The sequence below is a fragment of the Cypionkella sp. PAMC25878 genome, assembly GCF_058135695.1.
Genome location: NZ_CM176871.1, coordinates 3,323,877 through 3,344,814 on the forward strand (window position 1 = coordinate 3,323,877; position 20,938 = coordinate 3,344,814).

Annotated in this window: 17 protein-coding genes; 7 read left to right on the forward strand and 10 right to left on the reverse strand. The window is 60.2% G+C overall.

What is annotated here, in order from left to right:
* Positions 1-4: 4 nt before the first annotated feature.
* The 7 genes from ACS5RD_RS16295 to ACS5RD_RS16325 form a co-directional block, all read right to left on the reverse strand.
* Positions 5-1,537 (reverse strand): trimethylamine methyltransferase family protein, encoded by a 1,533-nt coding sequence (locus tag ACS5RD_RS16295; protein WP_489928268.1) that lies wholly within the window; start codon positions 1,535-1,537, stop codon positions 5-7.
* Between the two features lie 117 nt (positions 1,538-1,654).
* On the reverse strand, positions 1,655-3,277 hold the full coding sequence (locus ACS5RD_RS16300; protein ID WP_489928269.1) for an alpha-D-glucose phosphate-specific phosphoglucomutase: 1,623 nt from the start codon (positions 3,275-3,277) through the stop codon (positions 1,655-1,657).
* A complete protein-coding gene (glgX, locus tag ACS5RD_RS16305; RefSeq protein WP_489928270.1) occupies positions 3,274-5,364 on the reverse strand; it encodes a glycogen debranching protein GlgX in 2,091 nt (696 codons plus the stop codon). The genes ACS5RD_RS16300 and glgX overlap by 4 nt, the downstream gene beginning before the upstream one ends.
* Entirely contained in the window at positions 5,361-6,791 is a 1,431-nt protein-coding gene (glgA, locus tag ACS5RD_RS16310; protein ID WP_489928271.1) for a glycogen synthase GlgA, read from the reverse strand. Before glgA ends, glgX begins: the two co-directional genes overlap by 4 nt.
* Positions 6,792-6,871: 80 nt before the next feature.
* A complete protein-coding gene (glgC, locus tag ACS5RD_RS16315) occupies positions 6,872-8,143 on the reverse strand; it encodes a glucose-1-phosphate adenylyltransferase (protein ID WP_489928272.1) in 1,272 nt (423 codons plus the stop codon).
* Positions 8,144-8,191: 48 nt separating this feature from the next.
* Positions 8,192-10,372 carry a 1,4-alpha-glucan branching protein GlgB gene (gene glgB / locus ACS5RD_RS16320; RefSeq protein WP_489928273.1) on the reverse strand — a complete coding sequence of 727 codons (2,181 nt, stop codon included), beginning with the start codon at positions 10,370-10,372 and terminating at the stop codon, positions 8,192-8,194.
* Positions 10,373-10,387: 15 nt separating this feature from the next.
* Positions 10,388-12,769: a glycogen/starch/alpha-glucan phosphorylase gene (locus ACS5RD_RS16325; protein WP_489931395.1), complete on the reverse strand. Its 2,382-nt coding sequence runs from the start codon at positions 12,767-12,769 to the stop codon at positions 10,388-10,390.
* A gap of 368 nt (positions 12,770-13,137) precedes the next feature.
* Between ACS5RD_RS16325 and ACS5RD_RS16330 the strand changes: the two genes are divergently transcribed.
* On the forward strand, positions 13,138-13,569 hold the full coding sequence (locus ACS5RD_RS16330) for an RrF2 family transcriptional regulator (RefSeq protein WP_489928274.1): 432 nt from the start codon (positions 13,138-13,140) through the stop codon (positions 13,567-13,569).
* On the opposite strand, the gene cueR is transcribed toward ACS5RD_RS16330, so the two are convergent.
* Both cueR and ACS5RD_RS16340 read right to left on the reverse strand, forming a co-directional pair.
* Positions 13,552-13,956 (reverse strand): Cu(I)-responsive transcriptional regulator, encoded by a 405-nt coding sequence (cueR, locus tag ACS5RD_RS16335; protein WP_054009114.1) that lies wholly within the window; start codon positions 13,954-13,956, stop codon positions 13,552-13,554. The two genes, ACS5RD_RS16330 and cueR, sit on opposite strands and share 18 nt — an antisense overlap.
* The gene (locus ACS5RD_RS16340; protein WP_489928275.1) at positions 13,953-16,157 is read right to left on the reverse strand and encodes a heavy metal translocating P-type ATPase; all 2,205 of its coding nucleotides are present in this window, start codon (positions 16,155-16,157) and stop codon (positions 13,953-13,955) included. Before ACS5RD_RS16340 ends, cueR begins: the two co-directional genes overlap by 4 nt.
* A 131-nt stretch (positions 16,158-16,288) precedes the next feature.
* On the opposite strand from ACS5RD_RS16340, the gene ACS5RD_RS16345 reads away from it, so the two are divergent.
* The 3 genes from ACS5RD_RS16345 to ACS5RD_RS16355 all read left to right on the forward strand — a co-directional run bounded on the left by ACS5RD_RS16345 (position 16,289) and on the right by ACS5RD_RS16355 (position 17,233).
* Positions 16,289-16,495 carry a heavy-metal-associated domain-containing protein gene (locus ACS5RD_RS16345; protein WP_489928276.1) on the forward strand — a complete coding sequence of 69 codons (207 nt, stop codon included), beginning with the start codon at positions 16,289-16,291 and terminating at the stop codon, positions 16,493-16,495.
* Between the two features lie 156 nt (positions 16,496-16,651).
* The gene (locus tag ACS5RD_RS16350) at positions 16,652-16,783 is read left to right on the forward strand and encodes a hypothetical protein (protein WP_489928277.1); all 132 of its coding nucleotides are present in this window, start codon (positions 16,652-16,654) and stop codon (positions 16,781-16,783) included.
* Positions 16,784-16,888: 105 nt separating this feature from the next.
* Positions 16,889-17,233: a TfoX/Sxy family protein gene (locus ACS5RD_RS16355; protein ID WP_489928278.1), complete on the forward strand. Its 345-nt coding sequence runs from the start codon at positions 16,889-16,891 to the stop codon at positions 17,231-17,233.
* A 48-nt stretch (positions 17,234-17,281) separates the two neighbouring features.
* On the opposite strand, the gene ndk is transcribed toward ACS5RD_RS16355, so the two are convergent.
* A complete protein-coding gene (gene ndk / locus ACS5RD_RS16360; protein ID WP_489928279.1) occupies positions 17,282-17,704 on the reverse strand; it encodes a nucleoside-diphosphate kinase in 423 nt (140 codons plus the stop codon).
* A gap of 168 nt (positions 17,705-17,872) precedes the next feature.
* Here ndk and ACS5RD_RS16365 point away from each other — a divergent pair, with 168 nt between their 5' ends.
* The 3 genes from ACS5RD_RS16365 to ACS5RD_RS16375 are packed head-to-tail and all read left to right on the forward strand — an operon-like array spanning position 17,873 to position 20,906.
* On the forward strand, positions 17,873-19,723 hold the full coding sequence (locus ACS5RD_RS16365; RefSeq protein WP_489928280.1) for an ABC-F family ATP-binding cassette domain-containing protein: 1,851 nt from the start codon (positions 17,873-17,875) through the stop codon (positions 19,721-19,723).
* Positions 19,720-20,337: a MarC family protein gene (locus ACS5RD_RS16370; protein WP_489928281.1), complete on the forward strand. Its 618-nt coding sequence runs from the start codon at positions 19,720-19,722 to the stop codon at positions 20,335-20,337. The genes ACS5RD_RS16365 and ACS5RD_RS16370 overlap by 4 nt, the downstream gene beginning before the upstream one ends.
* Entirely contained in the window at positions 20,334-20,906 is a 573-nt protein-coding gene (locus ACS5RD_RS16375) for a retropepsin-like aspartic protease family protein (protein ID WP_489928282.1), read from the forward strand. Before ACS5RD_RS16370 ends, ACS5RD_RS16375 begins: the two co-directional genes overlap by 4 nt.
* Positions 20,907-20,938 lie beyond the last annotated feature (32 nt).

Below are 20,938 nucleotides of genomic sequence, written 5' to 3' on the forward strand. Positions count from 1 at the left end.
GACCTCAATACCAAGCATCCCCCACAGAGGCTTTCTTGGCCTCGACAAACTCAGCCAACCCTTGGGCTATCCCCGCGTCCAAATCTGGCGCCTCAAATTCCGCCAGCCGCTTTTTCCAAAGCTTGTTGGCCCGGCTGGCAGCATCCAGAGACCCGGCCGCCTCCCATTTTTCAAACGGCTCATTATCCGACAAATCGCTGTCCCAAAACGCGGTCTCATAATGCGCCATCGTATGGGCGCAGCCAAAGAAATGATTGCCCGGCCCCACTTCCGCAAACGCCTCGACAGCCAGCTGATCATCATCAATCTTCACGCCGTCCAGATAAGTATGCAGGCTGCCGCACAGATCCGCATCCAGCATGAATTTCTCATAAGACATGCTCAGCAAGCCATCCAGAAACCCCGCCGAATGCAGGATAAAATTCGCCCCGCAATGGATCGCGGCCAGCATCGACATCGTCCCCTCCATCATCGCCTGCGCATCCGGCAGCTTTGAGGTGGTGAAATTCCCCGAACACCGCAAAGGCAACCCCAACCGCCGCGCCAGCTGACCGATAACCATCGAGCCAATCGCAGGTTCCGGTGTCCCAAAGGTGGGCGAGCCAGACCGAAAACTCATCGACGACAGGAAGTTGCCAAATATCACCGGTGCCCCCTTCCGCTCCAACTGGGTCAGGGCACAACCGGCCATCGTCTCGGCCAAAGACTGCGCGATGCCGCCCGCACTGGTCACCGGTCCCATAGCACCCCCGAGGATGAACGGCACCACAACCGCCGCCTGATTGGCCCGCGCATAGGCCCGCAGCGCGTTGGTCATGGTGCCATCCCAGACTAAGGGCGAATTCACGTTCACATTGCCGAGAATAACGCAATTATCGTTCACAAACTCCCGGCCAAAGGCGATCCGGCTCATTTCAATGCTGTCTTCAGCGCGATCTTCCGAGGTGACAGACCCCATAAACGGCCGGTCCGACAGCGTCAGATGCGCCAGCACCATATCGAGATGCCGCTTGTTCACCGGAATATCGGTCGGCTCGCAGATCGTGCCGCCAGAGTGGTGAAAATTTGGGGAGGATTGCGCGAGTTTGATGAAATTCTGGAAATCCTCCAGCGTGCCAAACCGCCGTCCGCGGTCGAGATCCATCACGAAGGGTGAGCCATAGGCGGGCGCGAACACCACGTTTTTACCGCCGATCCGCACCGAATTGGCCGGGTTGCGGGCGTGTTGGGTGAATTCGCGCGGCGCAGATTTCAGGATATCGCGCAGCATCCCCGGCTCGAATTTTACCAGCAGACCATCGACCTTGGCTCCCGCCCGCTTCCAGTGATCAAGCGCCACCGCATCGTCACGGAATTCGATGCCGGTCTCGGCCAAAATCCGGTCGGCGGCGTGTTCCACCTTCAGCAGATTTTCCTCGGACAGCACATCATAGGTCGGGATATTGCGCACAATATAAGGCCGCCCCATACCGCCGCCCTTCTTCGCCCGTTCCACTTGCCGCGCTTGCCGCCCTGAACGCACACCTTGCTCTGTCATCGCCATCTCCCTCGACACCTATGTCAAGGATGCGCCGAATGGGCGTGGCAGCGCAGCCAACTCCGACAGTTGAAGGTCAGTTTCCGCCGCATCTCAGCGGAAACCGACATTTTGGCCTCAGGTAATCACGTCTGGCGTCACGCGACCCGTATACCCTTCTATCCCCGCCAGCGTATGCGCGGCGCCGATCACCGGGGCGAGTGCCACTTGTGGATCGAGATCAAGCCCGTCCGGCCCTGCCGCATAGCGCTCCAGATACAGCCGCAGGGTCGCGCCCTCGGTGCCAGTGCCAGACAGACGCAGCACGATGCGGCTGCCGTCTTCAAACAAAATCCGCACGCCTTGGGCTTTTGAGACAGAGCCATCGACCGGATCAGTATAGGCGAAATCATCCGCCGCTTGCACCGTTAGGCCTTCGAGTTGCGTCCCCGGTAGGCTGGTCAAAGACCCCCGCAAAGCCGCCATCATCGCATCGGCTTTGTCGCTGGCAATCACCTCGAAGTCGTGACGGCTGTAATAGTTGCGGCCAAACTTTTCCCAGTGTTCCGCCAAGATCGCGGCCACCGACTGCTTGCGCACGGCGAGGATATTGAGCCAGAGAAGTATCGCCCAAAGGCCATCCTTCTCGCGCACATGGTCCGATCCGGTGCCAAACGACTCCTCGCCACAGATCGTGGCGCGGCCTGCATCGAGCAGGTTGCCGAAAAACTTCCAGCCGGTCGGGGTTTCATAACACGCAATGCCCAGCGAGGCCGCAACCCTGTCCGCCGCAGCGGACGTGGGCATCGAGCGCGCCACGCCTTTCAGCCCGGCCTTATAGCCGGGGGCAAGATGCGCGTTGGCCGCTAGGACCGCGAGGCTGTCGGAGGGCGAGACATAGGCGCGCGCCCCTACCACCATGTTGCGGTCGCCGTCACCGTCGCTTGCCGCGCCGAAATCGGGGGCATTGTCACCAAACATTTCATCCATCAGCGCCTTGGCCCAAGTAGGGTTCGGGTCGGGGTGCATCCCGCCAAAATCCGGCAAAGGTGTTGCGTTGATGCAGGTGCCCGCCGCAGCGCCAAGGCGTTTTTCTAAGATTTCAACCGCATAAGGGCCGGTCACGGCGCACATAGAATCCATCCGCATCCGAAAGCCGCCTTTGAACATCGCCGCAATCGCCGAGAAATCAAACAAGCTTTCCATCAGCGTGGCGTAGTCGGCCACCGGATCGACGACATCGACGATCATGCCCGCCAACTGGCTGCGCCCGATCACCGACAGGTCAACATCCTGCGATTCCACGATGTGATACGCGGTGATTTCTGTCGTACGTTTGTACATCGCCTCGGTGACACCCTCCGGCGCGGGGCCACCGTTAGGCATGTTGAACTTGACGCCGAAATCCTCATTCGGCCCACCGGGGTTGTGCGAGGCCGACATGATGATGCCGCCATCGGTGTTGTTCAGCCGGATCAGATGGCTGGCCGCAGGCGTCGACAGGATCGCGCCTTGGCCGATGATCACCCGCGCCGCGCCATTTGCCGCCGCCATCCGCAAGATCACCTGCGCGGCACGGTCGTTGAAATAGCGCCCGTCGCCGCCCAGCACAAAGGTTTTCCCTTTCGCGCCGATCACATCGAAAATCGCCTGCACGAAGTTCTCAAGGTAATGCGGCCCCATGAACACCGGGGTTTTCTTGCGCAGGCCAGAGGTGCCAGGCTTTTGCCCGGCGATGGGTTGGGTGGAAATCGTGGTCATGCGGTGCCTCCAGAGAGCAGCGGTTCAAAGACGAAAACGGATTGCGGCGGCATATCCAGCCGCGTCGTATAGGGTTCGGGCGCAAGATCGGGCCGCGTGCTATCCAGCACCAACCGCCATTGTGCGGCGGTTTCGGGCAGGCGCAAAGCCACCACCCCGCCGCCGTTGAACACCACATAAAGCGCGTCCGGCGCGTCGGGGCCTTCGGCGGCCATGCGCAATTCAAGCCCAATGCAGCGAAACGCCGGGTCGTGCCAATCGTTCGGGCTGGGGATTGCGGCATCCGCGCGGCGCCAGATCACATCGGGCAGGCCATCGGCCAGCCGCTTTTGCGAATGCAGGAAGCGGGTTTGCCGCAGCACCGGATGGGCTTTGCGCAGCGCCGTCAGCCGCGCCACAAAATCAATCAACACGGTGTCGGCAGCGCCCCAATCAATCCGTGTCAGGTCATTGTCCTGTGCGTAGGCATTGTTGTTGCCCGCCTGAGAATGGCCCAACTCATCGCCTGCCAGCAGCATCGGCGTGCCCTGAGACAGCATGAGAGTTGCCAGTAGGTTGCGCTTGCGCAGATCACGCGCGGCACGGATCGCGGGGTCAGGGCTGGGGCCTTCGACGCCCATATTATCGGCGTGATTATCGTCATGGCCGTCACGGTTGTCCTCACCATTGGCGAGGTTGCGCTTGATGGTGTAGCTGACCAGATCTTCCAGCGTGAAGCCGTCATGTGAGGTGATGAAATTCACCGAAGCCGTGGCGGGGCGACGGGAGTGATCGAACTTATCTGCCGAACCCATCAGGCGGCGGGAAAATTCAGGTGCGAGGCCAGCATCATTGCGCCAAAAGCGGCGCACACCGTCGCGGTATTTGTCGTTCCATTCCGAGAAAGGTGCCGGGTAAGCGCCGAGTTGATAGCCGCCGGGGCCGATATCCCAAGGCTCGGCGATCAGCTTCACCCGCGCCAGAACGGGGTCTTGCCGGATCGCATCGAAGAAGCCGCCTTGGGGGTCAAAGCCCGCAGGCTCGCGCCCCAAGACCGAGGCCAGATCAAAGCGGAAGCCGTCGACATGCACCTCTTGCACCCAATAGCGCAGTGAATCCATCACCATCCGCAGCACCGCCGGGTTGGTCAGATCGAGCGTATTGCCAGTGCCCGCATCATTGGCATAGTGCCGACCGCCTTGGATCAGGCGGTAATAGCTGGTGTTATCGAGGCCGCGGAAGCTGAGCGTCGGACCCCAAGCATCGCCCTCGCCAGTGTGGTTATAGACCACGTCCAGCACGACCTCTAACCCCGCTGCATGCAAGGTTTTCACCATCACCTGCATCTCACGCAAAGGCTGCGCCGTTCCATAGCGCTGTTCAGGCGCAAAGAACCCCATGGTCTGATAGCCCCAGTGATTGCGCAGGCCCTTGGCGACCAGAAAGCGGTCGTCGAAATAAGCCTGCACGGGCAGCAATTCCAGCGTGGTCACGCCCAAGCGCTTGAAATGCTCGATCATCACCGGATGCGCGAGGCCTGCATAAGTACCACGCATCGCTTGCGGAATGGCAGGATGGCGCATGGTCAGCGCCTTGACATGCGCCTCATAGATCACCGTATCAGCCATCGGCACCTGCGGCGGACGGTCGTTGCCCCAGTGGAAACCGGGGTCGACCACCACCGATTTCGGCACCGCAAAGGCGCTATCGCGGGGATCAAACGAGCCATCGCCGCGCGAGGCGCCGATCTTGTAACCCATCACCGCATCCGACCAACGCAACCGCCCGGCAAGACCGCGTGCATAGGGGTCGATCAGCAGCTTGTGCGGGTTAAAGCGTTGGCCCTCATCCGGCGCATAGCGGCCGTAAGCGCGCAAACCGTAGAGTTGCCCGGCAGACAGACCCGCCACATGCAGATACCAGACATCGCCCTCGCGGTCCGCGAACGGCAAGCGCGCCTGTTCGCGTCGCCCGTCCGGCGAATACAGGCACAACTCCAACGCCGTGGCATGGGCCGAGAATACCGCAAAATTCACCCCGTCATCGGTCAGCATCGCCCCCATCGGCCAAGGCCGCCCCGCAGAGGTGGCATATCCCGATAAGCTCACGCCAGCATTTCCGCATAGAGGGCTGCATAAGCGGCGGCAGAGGCCTCCCAGCCAACCGGCTGCTTCATCGCGTTTTTCTGCACCTGCGCCCATTGGGCTTTACTGGCGTAAAGCTGCACCAACTGCCGCAACGCCAGCCCAAAGCCCGTCGCATCGACAGGATGAAACACGATCCCCGTCGCCACCCCAGCCGTCAGTGCAGCCGGGCTTGCGTGGATCACCGTATCGGCCAAACCGCCAACCGAAGACACCAGCGGCACCGTGCCATAGGCTAGCCCATACATCTGGGTCAGTCCGCACGGCTCAAATCGGCTTGGCACCAGCACGGCATCACCTGCGGCAAACAACCGATGACTGTAAGCCTCATCATAGCCAATGCGCACCGAAACCCGGCCCGGAAACCGTGCTTCCAAGCGGCGCATCGCGGCTTCCAGCAAAGCATCGCCCGAGCCCAAAACCGCCAAACCACCGCCACCCGCAATGAAATCGGGGATGCAGGTTTCCAGCAGATCAATGCCCTTCTGATCGGTCAAACGGCTGACCAGAACTGCCAGCGGCCCCGGAACGTCCAAACCCATTTCGGCACAAAACGCCGCCCGGTTGGCGGCTTTGCCTTTCAGCGACTTCACCGAGTAGGGCATGGGTTCCACGGCGGGCGACCAAACCCCGGTATCCACCCCGTTCAAAATCCCCGACACCACCGAAGCCCGCTGGGCAATCACGCCCTCCATCCCCATGCCAAACTCTGGCCGCATCAATTCGGCGGCATAATTAGGGGACACCGTTGTGATCCGGTCGGCACAGACCAGACCGGCCTTCAGGCTGGACAACCCGCCGTAATACTCCAAAGCACCGGGGTAAAACTGATCAGGGGGCAACCGCAAATCCACCAAAGCCTGCGCTGGAGCCCAGCCCTGAAACGCGATGTTATGGATCGTCAGCACCGAGGCGACACCGCCCGAACCGCCATAGTACAAATAGGCCGGGGCAAAGCCCGCCTGCCAGTCATGCGCGTGCAGAATGTCAGGTTTCCAGCCATCAATGCCATCGCGCGCCATCCGGGCCGCGACCCACGACAAGGCCGCAAACCGCCGCGCATTGTCGAACCAGTCGCCCCCGGGGCCAGAATACGGCCCACCCTCACGGTCATAAAGATGCGGCGCATCCAGCAGCATCACTCGCAAACCGTCGATTTCACCCGCCATCACCCGTGCGTCACCGCCGAACAGGTTCTGCTCAAACCAGACCTCATCCAGATCATCAAGGCGAGGCCGCAACGCCCTGTAAGCAGGCATCAACACCCGCATATCCCAGCCAACTTTCGCCAAGGCCCCCGGCAAAGCCCCGACCACATCGGCCAGGCCCCCGGTCTTGATCAGCGGCACACACTCCGACGCGACAGACAAAACTCGCCCCCGAACCTGCATCTCTGATCCTTTCACGTTGGTCCAAATATCTTTGGGCGACCAGAGGCTAAGTCCACGGTCGCCACCGCTTTTCTACTAAGTCAGGACAACGCCCGCGCCCGTTCGTCAAGCATATCCTGCGTAATCAGCACGATACCGCTGTCGGTGCGGCGGAACCACTTCGCATCCATCTCGGGATCTTGCCCCACCACCAACCCATCCGGGATGATCACGCCACGGTCGATCACGCAGTTCTTCAACTCGGCATTGCGGTTCACAATCACCTGCGGCAACGCCACGACATAGTCGAGTGTGCTGAACGAATGGGTCCGACAGCCGGTGAACAGCAAAGAATTGCGCACCTCGGACCCCGAGACGATACAATCGCCCGACACCAGCGACGATACCGCCATGCCGCGCCGGGCTTCTTCATCGTGGATGAACTTGGCGGGCGGCAGGATTTCCGAATAGGTCCAGATCGGCCAGCTTTGATCGTAGATATCCAGCTTGGGGATGAAATCGGTCAGGTCGATATTGGCCTGCCAGAACGCATCAATCGTCCCCACGTCGCGCCAATAGGGTTCCGTCTCCAACCCCGATTTCACGCAGCTGTCTGCAAACTTATGCGCCACCGCTTTGCCGTTTTTCACGATATCCGGGATCAGATCATTGCCGAAATCATGGCTAGAGTTATCATCCGCCATATCACGGATCAGAAGGTCACGCAGGAAGGCCCAGTCGAAGATATAAATCCCCATCGAGGCCAAGGCATTGTCCGGGTCGCCGGGGATCGAGGGCGGATCAGCGGGTTTCTCAAGGAACGACGTGATCCGCATGTCCTTGTCGACATGCATCACGCCAAAGGCCACAGCCTCCATCCGCGGCACGGTCAGACAGCCGATTGTCACGTCAGCTTTGCTGTCAACATGCTGCTGCAACATCACCTCGTAATCCATCTTATAGATGTGATCACCGGCCAGAACGACGATGTATTTCACACCATAAGAATCAACGATATCAATATTTTGCGCGACTGCATCGGCGGTGCCAAGATACCACTTATTCTCAGACACCCGCTGGCTGGCTGGCAAGATGTCCAGATACTCGTTGCGCTCGGCCCGGAAGAACCCCCAGCCGCGCTGCATGTGGCGGATCAGGCTATGCGCCTTATACTGCGTCGCAATCGCCATCTTGCGTATGCCGGAATTCAGCGCATTCGACAAAGCAAAGTCGATGATCCGGGTCTTGCCGCCAAAGTATACGGCGGGTTTGGCGCGCCGATCTGTCAGCTCTTTCAGCCGAGAGCCGCGCCCCCCGGCCAGAACAAAAGCCATAGCCTGCGATGACAGACGGGCATTGGGTCTTGGTTGCATCGTAGTCCTCCCTTTACGCAGGCCTGCGCCCGCTTTTATCCTGTGATTTCAACCCTGTTTCAGCCAAACCGCCGAGAGTGGCGGCACATTGACTGAAGCCGAGTGCGGGCGGCCATGATGCGGAATGGCCTCCGCCCCCACGCCACCCAGATTGCCACGGTTCCCTCCTCCGTAAACCGCAGCATCCGTGTTCAGTATTTCCGTCCAATGCCCACCGGCCGGCAGCCCAACCCGGTAGGCCCGATCAACGGGGGTCATATTGACCAGCGCCACCACCATCGGATCGCCCGGTTTGCCCTTGCGGACCCAAGCGTAGACCCCGGCCTCCGCGTCATTGCTTTCGATCCACTCAAAGCCTTCTGGGCGCGTATCGTTAACGTGCAAGGCAGGTACGTCGCGGTAAACCCGGTTCAGATCGCGCACGAGGTTTTGCATGCCCTGATGCGCTGGAACTTCAAGCTGATGCCAATCCAAGCTCTGATTGTGGTTCCATTCCTTGCCTTGGGCGAACTCACAGCCCATGAACAACAGCTTCTTACCCGGATGCGCCCACATGAAGCCATAATAGGCTCGCAGGTTTGCGAACTTCTGTTCACCATCCCCCGGCATCTTCTCCAACATCGAGCCTTTGCCATGCACAACCTCGTCATGGCTGATCGGCAGAATGTAGTTTTCCGACCAAGCATAATGCAGCCCGAAGGTCATCTGGTGGTGATGGAAGCGACGATAGATCGGGTCTTTCTGCATGTAGGACAGGGTGTCATTCATCCAGCCCATGTTCCACTTAAAGCCAAAGCCAAGCCCGCCGTGGTTCACCGGACGCGACACGCCCGCAAACGCGGTGCTTTCCTCGGCCACCGTCATCACACCTGCAACCTCGCCATAGGCAGTGATATTCATGCTTTGCAGCACGGCAATCGCTTCGTAATTCTCGCGTCCGCCGTCTTTGTTCGGCACCCACTGCCCCGCTTCGCGGCTGTAATCACGGTAAAGCATCGAGGCCACAGCATCGACTCGCAGCCCATCCATATGGTATTCTTCCAACCAATACAGCGCGTTAGAGACAAGGTAGTTGGAAACCTCGACCCGACCATAATTGTAGATCAGCGTATTCCAATCCTGATGGAAGCCTTCGCGCGGGTCTTGGTGTTCATAAAGTGCCGTGCCGTCAAAGCGGCCCAAGCCATGTGCGTCGGTCGGGAAATGCCCCGGCACCCAATCGAGTAGCACGCCAATACCGCGTCGGTGGGCGGCATCCATGAAGGCGCGGAATTCGTTCGGGGTGCCGTGCCGGATCGTTGGTGCAAACAGGCCCACCGGCTGATAGCCCCAAGAGCCATCGAACGGATATTCGGAAATCGGCATCAACTCGATATGAGTGAACCCCATGTCGGCAACATATGTGACCAGTTGTTCGGCAAGCTCGGTATAGGACAGCATCCGGTCGCCGGGAGCCCGTTTCCAAGACCCCAGATGTACCTCATAAACCGAAATCGGCGCATCAATCGTCTGCTTCGCCCCGCGCGTTGCCATCCAATCAGCGTCATGCCATCGCGGATTCTCAATCTGCCGTACCACAGAAGCATTTTTCGGCGCGTGTTCCGAACCAAAGCCCACCGGATCGGCCTTCAACGGCAGCAAAACCCCACCCGGGCCGCGAATTTCGTATTTATAGGCCTCGCCCTCGGCAATCGCGGGCAGGAAAGTCTCCCACACCCCGGTGCCGCCGCGCCTGCGCATCGGATGGCGGCGGCCATCCCATTGGTTGAAGTTGCCAACCACCGAAACCCGCTCGGCATTCGGGGCCCAGACCGCAAAATGCGTGCCCACAACCCCTTCATGGGTGATTACATGCGCGCCCAGCACCTGCCAAAGCCGTTTGTGGCTGCCTTCGCCGAGCAGATATTCGTCCAATTCGCCCAGCACCGGGCCAAATGCGAATGGGTCTTCACATTCCCATTCCGCGCCATGCCCTTGCCAGCGCAAACGATAGTCCGATTTGCGCGCAAGCTCGGCCACAAACAGGCCAGCAGCACCTTTGACCGGCGTTGCGGCCACGGGTTTGCCGGATTTCCCCGGCAATACGAACATCCGTTCGGCACCGGGATCAAACCCCAGCACCACCCATTTACCGCCGCGTTTGTGCAGCCCCAACACCGAGAACGGGTCGCCATGCCGCCCCTCGGCAATCGCTTGTGCAGCACCGGGGTCAATGAGCAAGTCAGTCATGGCAACCTCTTGATATTAAAGCGCAGATGGGATCGTCCAGACGTCTTTCATATAGCTACGAATGGTGCGATCCGAGCTGAAAAACCCCGAACGCGCCGTGTTCAATGCCGCCATTTTAATCCAAGCCTGACGATCCGCATAGGCGGTATCGACCAGGTCTTGCGCCACGTCATACGAGTCGAAATCCGCAGCAACGAGGAAGTAATCATGGTGCCAAACCCGGTGTACCAGACCATGATAGCGGTCTTTCTGATCCAGGCTGAATTGGCCTTCGGCAATCGCCTGCAACACCAGTTGCAGCGCCGGGCTGGCATCAATCGCTTTACGCGACTGCTCGGGGTCTTCGCGCCGCTTCATCGCCTCATCGGTGGTCAGGCCGAACAGGAAGAAGTTCTCGGCACCAACCTCAGCGAGAATCTCAACATTCGCGCCGTCCAGCGTGCCAATGGTCGGCGCACCGTTCATCATGAACTTCATGTTGCCAGTGCCAGAAGCTTCTTTGCCAGCGGTCGAAATCTGCTCAGACAGATCCGCTGCAGGCACCAAACGCTCGGCCATGCTGACGTTGTAGTTCGCAGGATAGATCACCTTCAGCAAATCACCGACTTCGGCATCTGCATTAACAACCTGCGCCACATCGTTGATAAGATGGATGATTTCCTTGGCCACAGCATAGCCCGGCGCCGACTTGCCGCCAAAGATTTTCACCCGAGGCACCCATGCCGCCTTCGGATTGGCCTTGATGCGTTGGTAATGCGCGACGGTTTGCAGGATGTTCAAAAGCTGGCGTTTGTATTCATGGATACGCTTGACCTGCACATCAAACAGCGCATCCGGTGAGACTTTCACGCCACATTCCTGCGCAATCCAACCCTCAAGTGCCACCTTATTGGCGCGTTTGGCGGCATCAAACTTGGTGCGGAACGCAGAGTCTTCGACCAATGGCTCCAGCCCTTTCAAACGGTCGAGATCATCCTCCCAGCCGCTACCAATCGAGTCCGTGATCAAGGTGGACAGCGGACTGTTTGACATTTTCAACCAACGGCGCGGCGTCACCCCATTGGTTTCATTGATAATCCGCCCCGGATGCAGCGCATTCAACTCGGGGAACAGGTTCTTTTTCACCAGATCAGAATGCAGCGCCGAAACGCCATTGACCTTATGCGCCATCACGAACGCCAGTTCACCCATCCGCACTTCCTGGTGCTTGACGATGCCAATGTAATGCGGTGGGTTGAAGGTGCGGCGGTGCCAGCTGTCGATGCGCTCGACAATCTGCATATGGCGCGGCAGCGTGTTGCCGAAGGTGAAGGTCGCCCACCGCTCCAACGCCTCGGGCAGCAGGGTGTGGTTGGTGTAGCCAAGGCAATCGCGCGCGGTGTCCAGCGCATCTTCAAAGCCCATGCCGTTTTCATCGACCAGCAGGCGGATCAGTTCCGGCCCGGCAATCGCGGGATGGGTGTCATTCATTTGGATCGCGACATGTTTCGGCAGGTTGCGCAGATCGGAATGGCTGGCCTTGAAGCGGCGCAGAATGTCTTGCAGGGCGGCCGAGGTCAGGAAAAATTCCTGCTTCAGGCGCAATTCTTTGCCCTGATAGCTGGTGTCATCGGGATAGAGAACGCGCGACAAAGTGCGCGCCAAGGCCTCAGGCTCTGCCGCCGCCGCGTAATCGCCACGATTGAACCGCTCCAGATCGAACTGCTTGGTCGGTTTTGCCGACCACAGCCGCAGGGTATTTGCCCATTTGCCCTGCCAGCCGATCACCGGGGTATCATAAGCGCTGGCCAGAACTGTCTCCGCCGGAACCCAAATTTCCTTGCCGCCCTTGACCTCAACCGTGCCCTTGAACGGGATCACATAGGCGCTTTCGGGGCGCGCAAATTCCCAAGGGTTCGATTGCGACAACCAGTCTTCTGGCATCTCAACCTGTTGACCACGCTCGAAACTTTGCCGGAACAACCCATGCTCATAGCGGATACCATAGCCGTAAGCTGGGCAGCCCACCGTCGCCATGCTTTCCATGAAACAGGCCGCCAACCGACCCAAACCGCCGTTGCCAAGCGCGGCATCCGGCTCGCCTTCCACCAGCGCGTGGAAATCCTGCCCGAAGTCCTGCATCACCTCTTCGGCGATTTCGCGCAGGCCAAGGTTGACCGTGGCATCTTCCAGCAACCGCCCAATCAGAAATTCCATCGACAGGTAATACACCCGCTTGCGATCTTCCGCCCAAGTGCGGCGGGTCGAGGCGAACCACGGCTCCATGATCCGGTCACGAATGGCGAAAGACAGCGCCATGCGCCAATCGTACGCGCTGGCATTGGCTGGATCTTTACCAATCGTAAAGGTCAGGTGCCGCAGCACATCGGTTTTCAGCAAAGCGGGGGTCAGATCCATATCCTTCAAGGCGCGTTCCACATCTTTCCATTTCGGTTGGCTTTGAGCCTATCTCTCTGCCGTGTGGGGTCAAGCAAGCACCGTACTCCATCCGGCACGCCGCCATTTCACCCCAAGCCCGGTCTCAGCACAAATCCTTCAAACCGCTTTCTTGTTACCGCAAACAATTTGAGATTTCACCATGTTTTTCGTTTTAATAGATAGGTCCTCGCGATCAAAGCGCTTTGATCACACCCAAAAGACGACCATCACGGCCCAAGCCCCGCGCAAGCTTGGCTTTGAGGCACAATGCTGTATCTGATCTGAATCAAGGCAGCCCAGCAAAAACTGCGCAAAACTGCGCCAAATCTTGCAGGATCGGAGAGCCCATGCGCCTGACCACACGCACCAATTTGGCGATGCGTACACTGATGTTTTGCGCGGTCAATCACGGTCGGATCGTGCGAAAGCACGAGATTGCCGTCGCTTGCGGCGCGTCCGAAAACCATTTGGCGCAGGTGATCCATCTGCTGGCACGGCAAGACTTGCTCAAGACCCGGCGCGGACGGGCGGGCGGCATGACGCTGGGGTTTGATGCAGCCGAAATCAAGGTCGGCACGGTGTTTCGGATTTTTGAGCAGGTCTTGCCCTTCACCGATTGCGCCGAACACTCCAACTCTTGCCCATTGTCCGGCGCTTGTCGGTTGACATGCGTGCTGACCAACGCCCTAGAGGGCTTCTACAAAGCCCTTGATGCGGTCAGCCTGCAAGACCTCGTCGTCGGCAATACCGATCTTGAACGCCTACTGCGGATCGCCTGAGCCCGGTTGTGACAGCCCGCGCAGAATCGGGCAATCCGGCCGATGATCGCCGCTACAGGCGTGAACCAGATCGGCCAAGGTCGCCTCCATCGCGCGCAGTTCCACGATCTTGGCGCGAATCTGCGCCAGATGCGTCACCGCCAGCGCTTTGACATCACCACTCGCCCGCGCGCGGTCCTCATAAAGCGCCAGCAGTGCCCGACATTCCACAATCGAGAACCCCAAAGATCGCGCCCGCCCGACGAAGGCCAGCTTGTGCAGATCAGCCTCGGCAAAGGCACGGTAGCCATTCTCGCTGCGCTTGGGTTGGATCAGGCCGATGTCTTCATAATAGCGGATGGTCTTGGCGGGCAGCCCCGCCGCCTTGGCAACTTCGGCGATATTCATGCGCGTGCTCCCCTGAAGCGCCGCAACCGCAGCGCGTTGAACAGAACAAAAACCGAGGACAAAGCCATCGCCCCTGCGGCCAGCATCGGCGACAGTTGCGGGCCACCAAACGGCACCAGAACCCCGGCCGCCACCGGGATCAAAGCGGCATTATAGCCAAAAGCCCAGAGCAGATTTTCCCTGATATTGCGCATGGTTGCACGCGAAAGTTCCAGCGCACGCAGCACGCCCAACGGATCGCCCGTCATCAGCACGACATCCCCGGCCTCGATGGCCACATCGGTGCCAGTGCCCATCGCAAAGCCCACCTCTGCCGCTGCCAGCGCGGGGGCATCGTTGATGCCATCCCCGACAAAAGCCACACCCGCGCCAAGGCCCGCGATCACCGCCGCCTTGCCCGCGGGCAGCACCCCGGCATGAACCTCCGTGATGCCAAGCACGCCCGCCACCGCCAGCGCCGTGGCTTCGGCATCGCCAGTGATCATCGCCACCTGCACACCCGCAGCTTGCAGTGCTGCCACCGCCGCCTGCGCGGAGGGCTTGATCGGATCGGCCACCGTGATCATGCCAATCGCCGTACCGTCCGTCCCCACAAACAAAACACCTTGCCCCTTGGCCTGCGCCGCAGCAGCTTGCGCGGCCAGCCCCATATTCAAGTCAGGGAACATCCGTGCCGAGCCAACACTGACCGCCACACCCTCTAGCATCGCCCGCGCACCCTGCCCCGGCACGGCTTCAAACCCCGTCACCGCAGCCACGCGCAACTCCAACCGCGCCGCCTCTGCAGCGACGGCCGCCGCTAAGGGATGCTCTGATGCCGCCTCGACCGCCGCCGCGATTTCCAGCACCTCCGCAGCGCCCACCACCGCTTGCACCACGGGCCGCCCCAGCGTCAGCGTGCCGGTCTTGTCAAACGCCACCCGTTGCACCGTCTCAAGCCGTTGCAAAGCCTCACCTTTGCGAAACAGAATCCCCAGTTCCGCCGCGCGACCCGTGCCAACCAAAATGGAAACCGGCACCGCCAACCCCATCGCACAGGGGCAAGCGATGATCAGCACTGACACGCCCGCGACCAGCGCCTCGGCCAGTCCCGGCCCAAAGATCAACCAGACCAGCACCGTCAGCGCCGCCACCACCATCACCACCGGCACGAACCACAGGGTGATCCGATCCACCAGCGCCTGCACCGGCAGCTTGCCACCCTGCGCCGCCTCAACCATCGCGATGATTCGCGCCAGCACCGTGGCGGCCCCGACCTCGGTGATCTGCATCACCAAAGCCCCAGTGCCATTCACCGTACCGCCTGTCAGCCGCGCGCCAGCCAACTTTTCCTGCCCCAAAGGCTCGCCCGTCAGCATCGACTCGTCGACCGTCGAATGCCCCGAGACCACCAGCCCATCCGCCGGAATCCGCTCTCCCGGCCGGATTTGCACCTGATCGCCCGGCAGCAAAGATGCTACCTCAACCTCCTGCATGCCGCCATCCACCAGCTTGCGCGCAGTTTTCGGTGCCAGCTTCACCAGCCGCGCAATCGCCGCGCCCGCCCGCCCTCGTGCCCGCGCCTCAAGGCTGCGGCCCAGCAAAATCAAGGTGACAATCACCGCCGCCGCCTCGAAATACACCGAGCGCGAGGCCTGCGGGATCAAAGCCGGCCAAAACGTCACCATGCTGGAATAGACCCAAGCCGCGCCACTGCCCACAGCGACAAGGCTGTTCATATCCGGGCCACCCCGCGCCAAGGCAGGCAGGCCCTTGCTGAAAAACCGCCGCCCCGGTCCCAACAGCACCAGCGTCACCAGCACAAACTCGACCAGCCACATCGTTTGCGGCGCGATCAGCCCGTGCAGCACCATATGAAAGCCGGGGATGAAATGCCCGCCCATCTCGACAACAACCACCGGCAGGGTCAGCAATGCCGCGATGCCCGTGTCGCGCCACAACGCGCGCTGCTCGGCCACTAGATCATGCACCACCGCTTGCGCCAAGGGTGTCGCAGCATAGCCCGCCTTGCTCACAGCCGCCGCCAACGCCGCCGGATCGACCGCCTGCGACACCGTCACCTCGGCCCGCCGCGTCACCAGATTGGCCACCGCGTCAACCACGCCCACTTGCGCCTTCAGCACCCGCTCCACCCGCCCGGTGCAGGCGGCACAGGTCATGCCCTCGACGCTGAGATCAATTTTCATCGCAAGCTTGTCCATCGGAAATCTCCTTCGACAGCTGATATGGGGGTTCCAGTCACGGGAAGGTCAAGCCCTGCAAAAAATTATTCGTGCCCCTTGACCTTCCCCCCACCGGAACCCCCATCTTCCATGCAGAAAAGGAGCCCTCCATGACCCTACTTTCCGTCCCCGACATGAACTGCGGCCATTGCAAAGCCTCGGTGACCGAGGCGCTTTCCGCGCTGCCCGGAACCCGCGCCATCACCGTCGATTTGACCACCCGTCAAGTTGAGGTCGAAGGCAGCCCCAGTGCCGAATCAATGCTGGCCGCCCTCAACGAGATTGGCTTTCCGGCGCTCATAATCGCAACAAAGTGAAACCAAATGCCTGCTTCGGAAGGCAAATTCTATTGCGGGCGTCGCGGCTGGCGTATAGTTGGCCGCAATCCTTCCTTGATCCGGTCGCAACACCGCCGCAAGGGCGGAGCAATTTACCATAATGGCAGAACGCCAAACAACGACCGGAGCAGTCCAATGTCTACCCCCAAGCCCGCCCAACCTCAACAAGGTGGCGCGCAAGCCCCGGCCCCGCAACAGCAGGGCCAGCAGGGCGGATCCCCCCAGCAACAAAGCGGCACGGTGTTCCGCGACTGGGCGTCGATCTAAAGATTTCGCTTTTACGACACAAAGGCCAGCCGCCAGGCTGGCCTTTGTCATTGCACTGTTCGGGGGCCAGCCGCTAGGCTGGCCTTTGTCATTTGCAGGTGTCGCATGCCAAGCCCGGTTTCAACCATCCCCAACCTCGGCCCCGCTTCGGAAGCGGCCTTTGCCAAAGCAGGCATCCATTCTGCCGAAGAAGTCCGCGAACTCGGAGCTGACGAAGCCTACCGTCGCCTGCTTGATGCCGGCACCCAAGCCCATTTCATCGGCTATTACGTCTTGCACATGGGATTGCAGGGTCGCCCGTGGAACGATTGCCAAGGCGAAGAAAAGAAAGCCCTGCGTGCCCGCTTCGATGCGATCAAGGCCGAGCGCATTGGCTCAAAAGCACAAGGCCGCTCCGAATTGGAAGCGGCCCTGCAATTCTTTGGGGTGATTGAGAAGCCGCAAGCCTGACCGATTTCTGATCTCAGAAATCGTGCCGGAATTCGCGCGAATTCCGCCTCAGCCGACCAGTTCAAGGCCCGAGAAGAAGAACGAAATCTCACGTGCAGCCGAAGCTTCCGAATCCGAGCCATGCACCGAATTTTCGCCCATCGACAAAGCGAATTCCTTGCGGATGGTGCCCGCATCGGCGTTCGCCGGGTTGGTAGCGCCCATCACTTCGCGGTTTTTCGCAATGGCGCTTTCGCCTTCCAGCACCTGCACCACAACCGGCTCGGAGGCCATGAACTCGCACAGCTCACCGTAGAAACCACGCGCCGAATGCTCGGCGTAGAACGCGCCAGCTTGCGCCATCGACAGATGGATGCGCTTGGATGCCACAACCCGCAGGCCCGCATCTTCAAATTTGGCAATGATCTTGCCGGTCAAGTTGCGCTTGGTTGCATCGGGTTTGATGATCGACAGGGTGCGTTCGACGGCCATTTGGCTCTCCATAACAAGGGGCAAAATCGCCCCGAAATTCATAACGCGCCTGCTATCACGGGTCGTCTGGCTTGAAAAGCCGTCAACAGCGCCGCAATGCGCGCCAAAAGCACCGCCTTTGCCCTTCCCCGGTTGACGCCGCCCGCCGCTTAAGGCAATCCCCGCCCCATGCTTAAAATCGAAGACATCACCTATTCCGTCGAAGGCCGCCCACTGTTTGAGGGCGCTTCTGCAACCATTCCCACTGGCCACAAGGTCGGTCTTGTCGGGCGCAATGGCGCGGGCAAAACCACGCTGTTCCGGCTGATCAAAAAGGAACTGGCGCTGGAAAGCGGCGACATTTCCATGCCCAGCCGCGCCCGCATCGGCGGTGTCGCGCAAGAGGTGCCATCGTCCTCGACCAGCCTGATCGACACGGTTTTGGCCGCTGACACCGAGCGTGCTGCTTTGCTGCTGGAATCCGAAACCGCCCACGACCCGCACCGCATCGCCGAAATTCAGCACCGGCTGAACGACATTGATGCATGGTCTGCCGAGGGTCGCGCCGCCAACATCCTCAAGGGTTTGGGCTTTGACACCGACGCGCAGCAACGCCCCTGCTCGGATTTCTCTGGCGGCTGGCGGATGCGTGTGGCCCTCGCGGGTGTGTTGTTCGCGCAGCCCGATTACCTGCTGCTGGACGAGCCGACCAACTATCTCGACCTTGAAGGCGCCTTGTGGCTGGAAAGCTATCTGCAAAAATACCCGCATACCGTGCTGATCATCAGCCACGACCGCGGCCTTTTGAACCGTTCGGTCACTGGTATCCTGCATCTGGACAATAAAAAGCTCACCTATTGGTCTGGCCCCTACGATCAATTCGCCCGTCAGGTGGCAGAGCGTCGTTCGGTCTTGCAGGCGGAAGCCCGCAAACAAGACGCCAAACGCGCGCATTTGCAGGCCTTTGTGGATCGGTTTAAAGCCAAAGCCTCCAAGGCCGCGCAGGCCCAGTCCCGCGTGAAAATGCTGGAAAAGATGGAGACGATCACCGCCCCCGAGGATGCGAAAAAGGTAGTGTTCACCTTCCCGGTGCCGGAAGAACTCTCGCCGCCGATCATTAACATGGAGGGCGTTGCTGTAGGATATGGCGGCCCGCCGATCCTGAAAAAGCTGTCCCTGCGCATCGACCAAGACGACCGCATCGCTTTGCTGGGCCGCAACGGTGAAGGAAAATCTACGCTTTCCAAACTGCTCGCTGGCAAGCTAATCGCCTGCGAAGGCAAAATGGTACAATCGTCCAAGTTGCGCATCGGCTATTTCGCGCAGCACCAAGTCGATGAGTTGCACATCGACGAAACTCCACTGCAACACGTCATGCGCCTGCGCCCCGCCGAGGGCCAGCCGCGCCTGCGCGCCCGTCTGGCAGGCTTTGGCCTGATGGCCGATCAAGCCGAAACCGCCGTAGGTCGGCTGTCCGGTGGCCAAAAAGCCCGCCTGTCCTTGCTGTTGGCCACCATCGACGCGCCGCACCTGCTGATCCTCGATGAGCCCACCAACCACCTCGACATGGAAAGCCGCGAGGCTTTGGTGGAGGCCCTCACCGAATACTCCGGCGCCGTGGTTCTGGTCAGCCACGATATGCACCTTCTGGGATTGGTCGCGGATCGGTTGTGGCTGGTGAAGGGCGGCGCTGTGACGCCCTATACTGAAGATTTGGAAGCCTACCGTCGTCAGCTTCTGGCAGGCGATGAAGAAGCCAAGCCCGTCAAAGCCGTTGAAAAGCCTAAGAAGGTCAGCCAGGATGAGGTGAAAGCCCTGCGCTCGGAAGTCAAGAAATCCGAAGAACGCCTCGACAAGCTGAACCAAATGCGCGACCGTTTGGCGAAGAAACTCGCCGACCCCGAGTTGTACGAATCCGCCCGCGCGGGTGAGTTGGACACGTGGAACAAGAAATACGCCGAAGTGATGGACGCGCTTGATCGCGCCGAGGCCTTGTGGGTTTCTGCGCAGGAAAAACTGGAGACAGCCACCAAACCATGACCACGGCGTTCCTGATCACCGCTTTCGCGACCCTGTTCGTGGTGATCGACCCGCCCGGTTTGGTGCCTTTGTTTATCGCCCTCACGCAAGGCATGGATGCCGAGCATCGCCGCCACATGGCGCGGCGCGCTTGCATCATCGCCTTTATCTTGCTGACGCTATTCGGATTGTTGGGTGAGGCTTTACTGGGTTTCATCGGCATCTCAATGCCCGCCTTCCGCATCGCGGGCGGGATTTTGCTGTTCCTGACCGCGCTGGATATGTTGTTCGAACGCCGCACCCAACGGCGGGAGGGGCAGCAGGCTGACCCTGATCACGATCCTTCGGTGTTTCCGCTGGCCACCCCGTTGATCGCCGGACCGGGCGCGATTGCGACGATGATCTTGCTGGTCGGAAAATCTGGGGATGGCTGGCTTGGCACCGTGGCGGTGCTGGGATTGCTGGCCGGGATGATCGTCGCGACCTATCTGTTCTTGCTCGCCTCGCCTTACCTAGAACGCCTGCTGGGCCGCACGGGGACGATTGTGATCACCCGCCTGCTGGGCATGCTGCTCGCGGCTTTGTCGGTGCAGTTTGTGATTGATGGCGTGCGCGGCACTGGGTTGATCGGATGAACGGCGAGGATCTCGGGCGGCTGGCCTATCTGGGGCTGCTGTTGGCGGCGGTGGGTGGCTGGGTGATCGTCGAATATCGCCAGCGGCTGGGTCAAGCGTTGCGGGTGGCGATGGCTTGGGGGTTGATCTTTGTGGGCCTCATGGCGGGCTATGGGCTGTGGAACGATCTGCGGCGGGATGTTCGGTCGGATCAGATTGTGCAGGCGGATCGGGTGGAGATTCCGCGCGATCGGGATGGACACTATTATCTGCGGCTGGCGGTGGATGGGCATGAGATGGAATTCATGGCCGACACCGGGGCGACCGGGATTGTTTTGTCGCCCGAGGATGCGGCCTCGGTGGGGATTGATCTGGGCGGCTTGAATTATCTTGGGCAGGCAGAGACCGCGAATGGGGTGGTTCGGACCGCGCGGGTATCTTTGGACAGCGTGGTTTTGGGACCGTTTGAGGATCGCGGCGTCACGGCTTTTGTGAACGAGGCGGCGATGCAGGGCTCGCTGTTGGGGATGGATTATTTGGGGCGGTTTTCGATCCAGATTTCCGGGGATCGGATGATCTTGACGCGCTGAATTGGGCGTGTCCACGTGTGGACAAGGGCTCG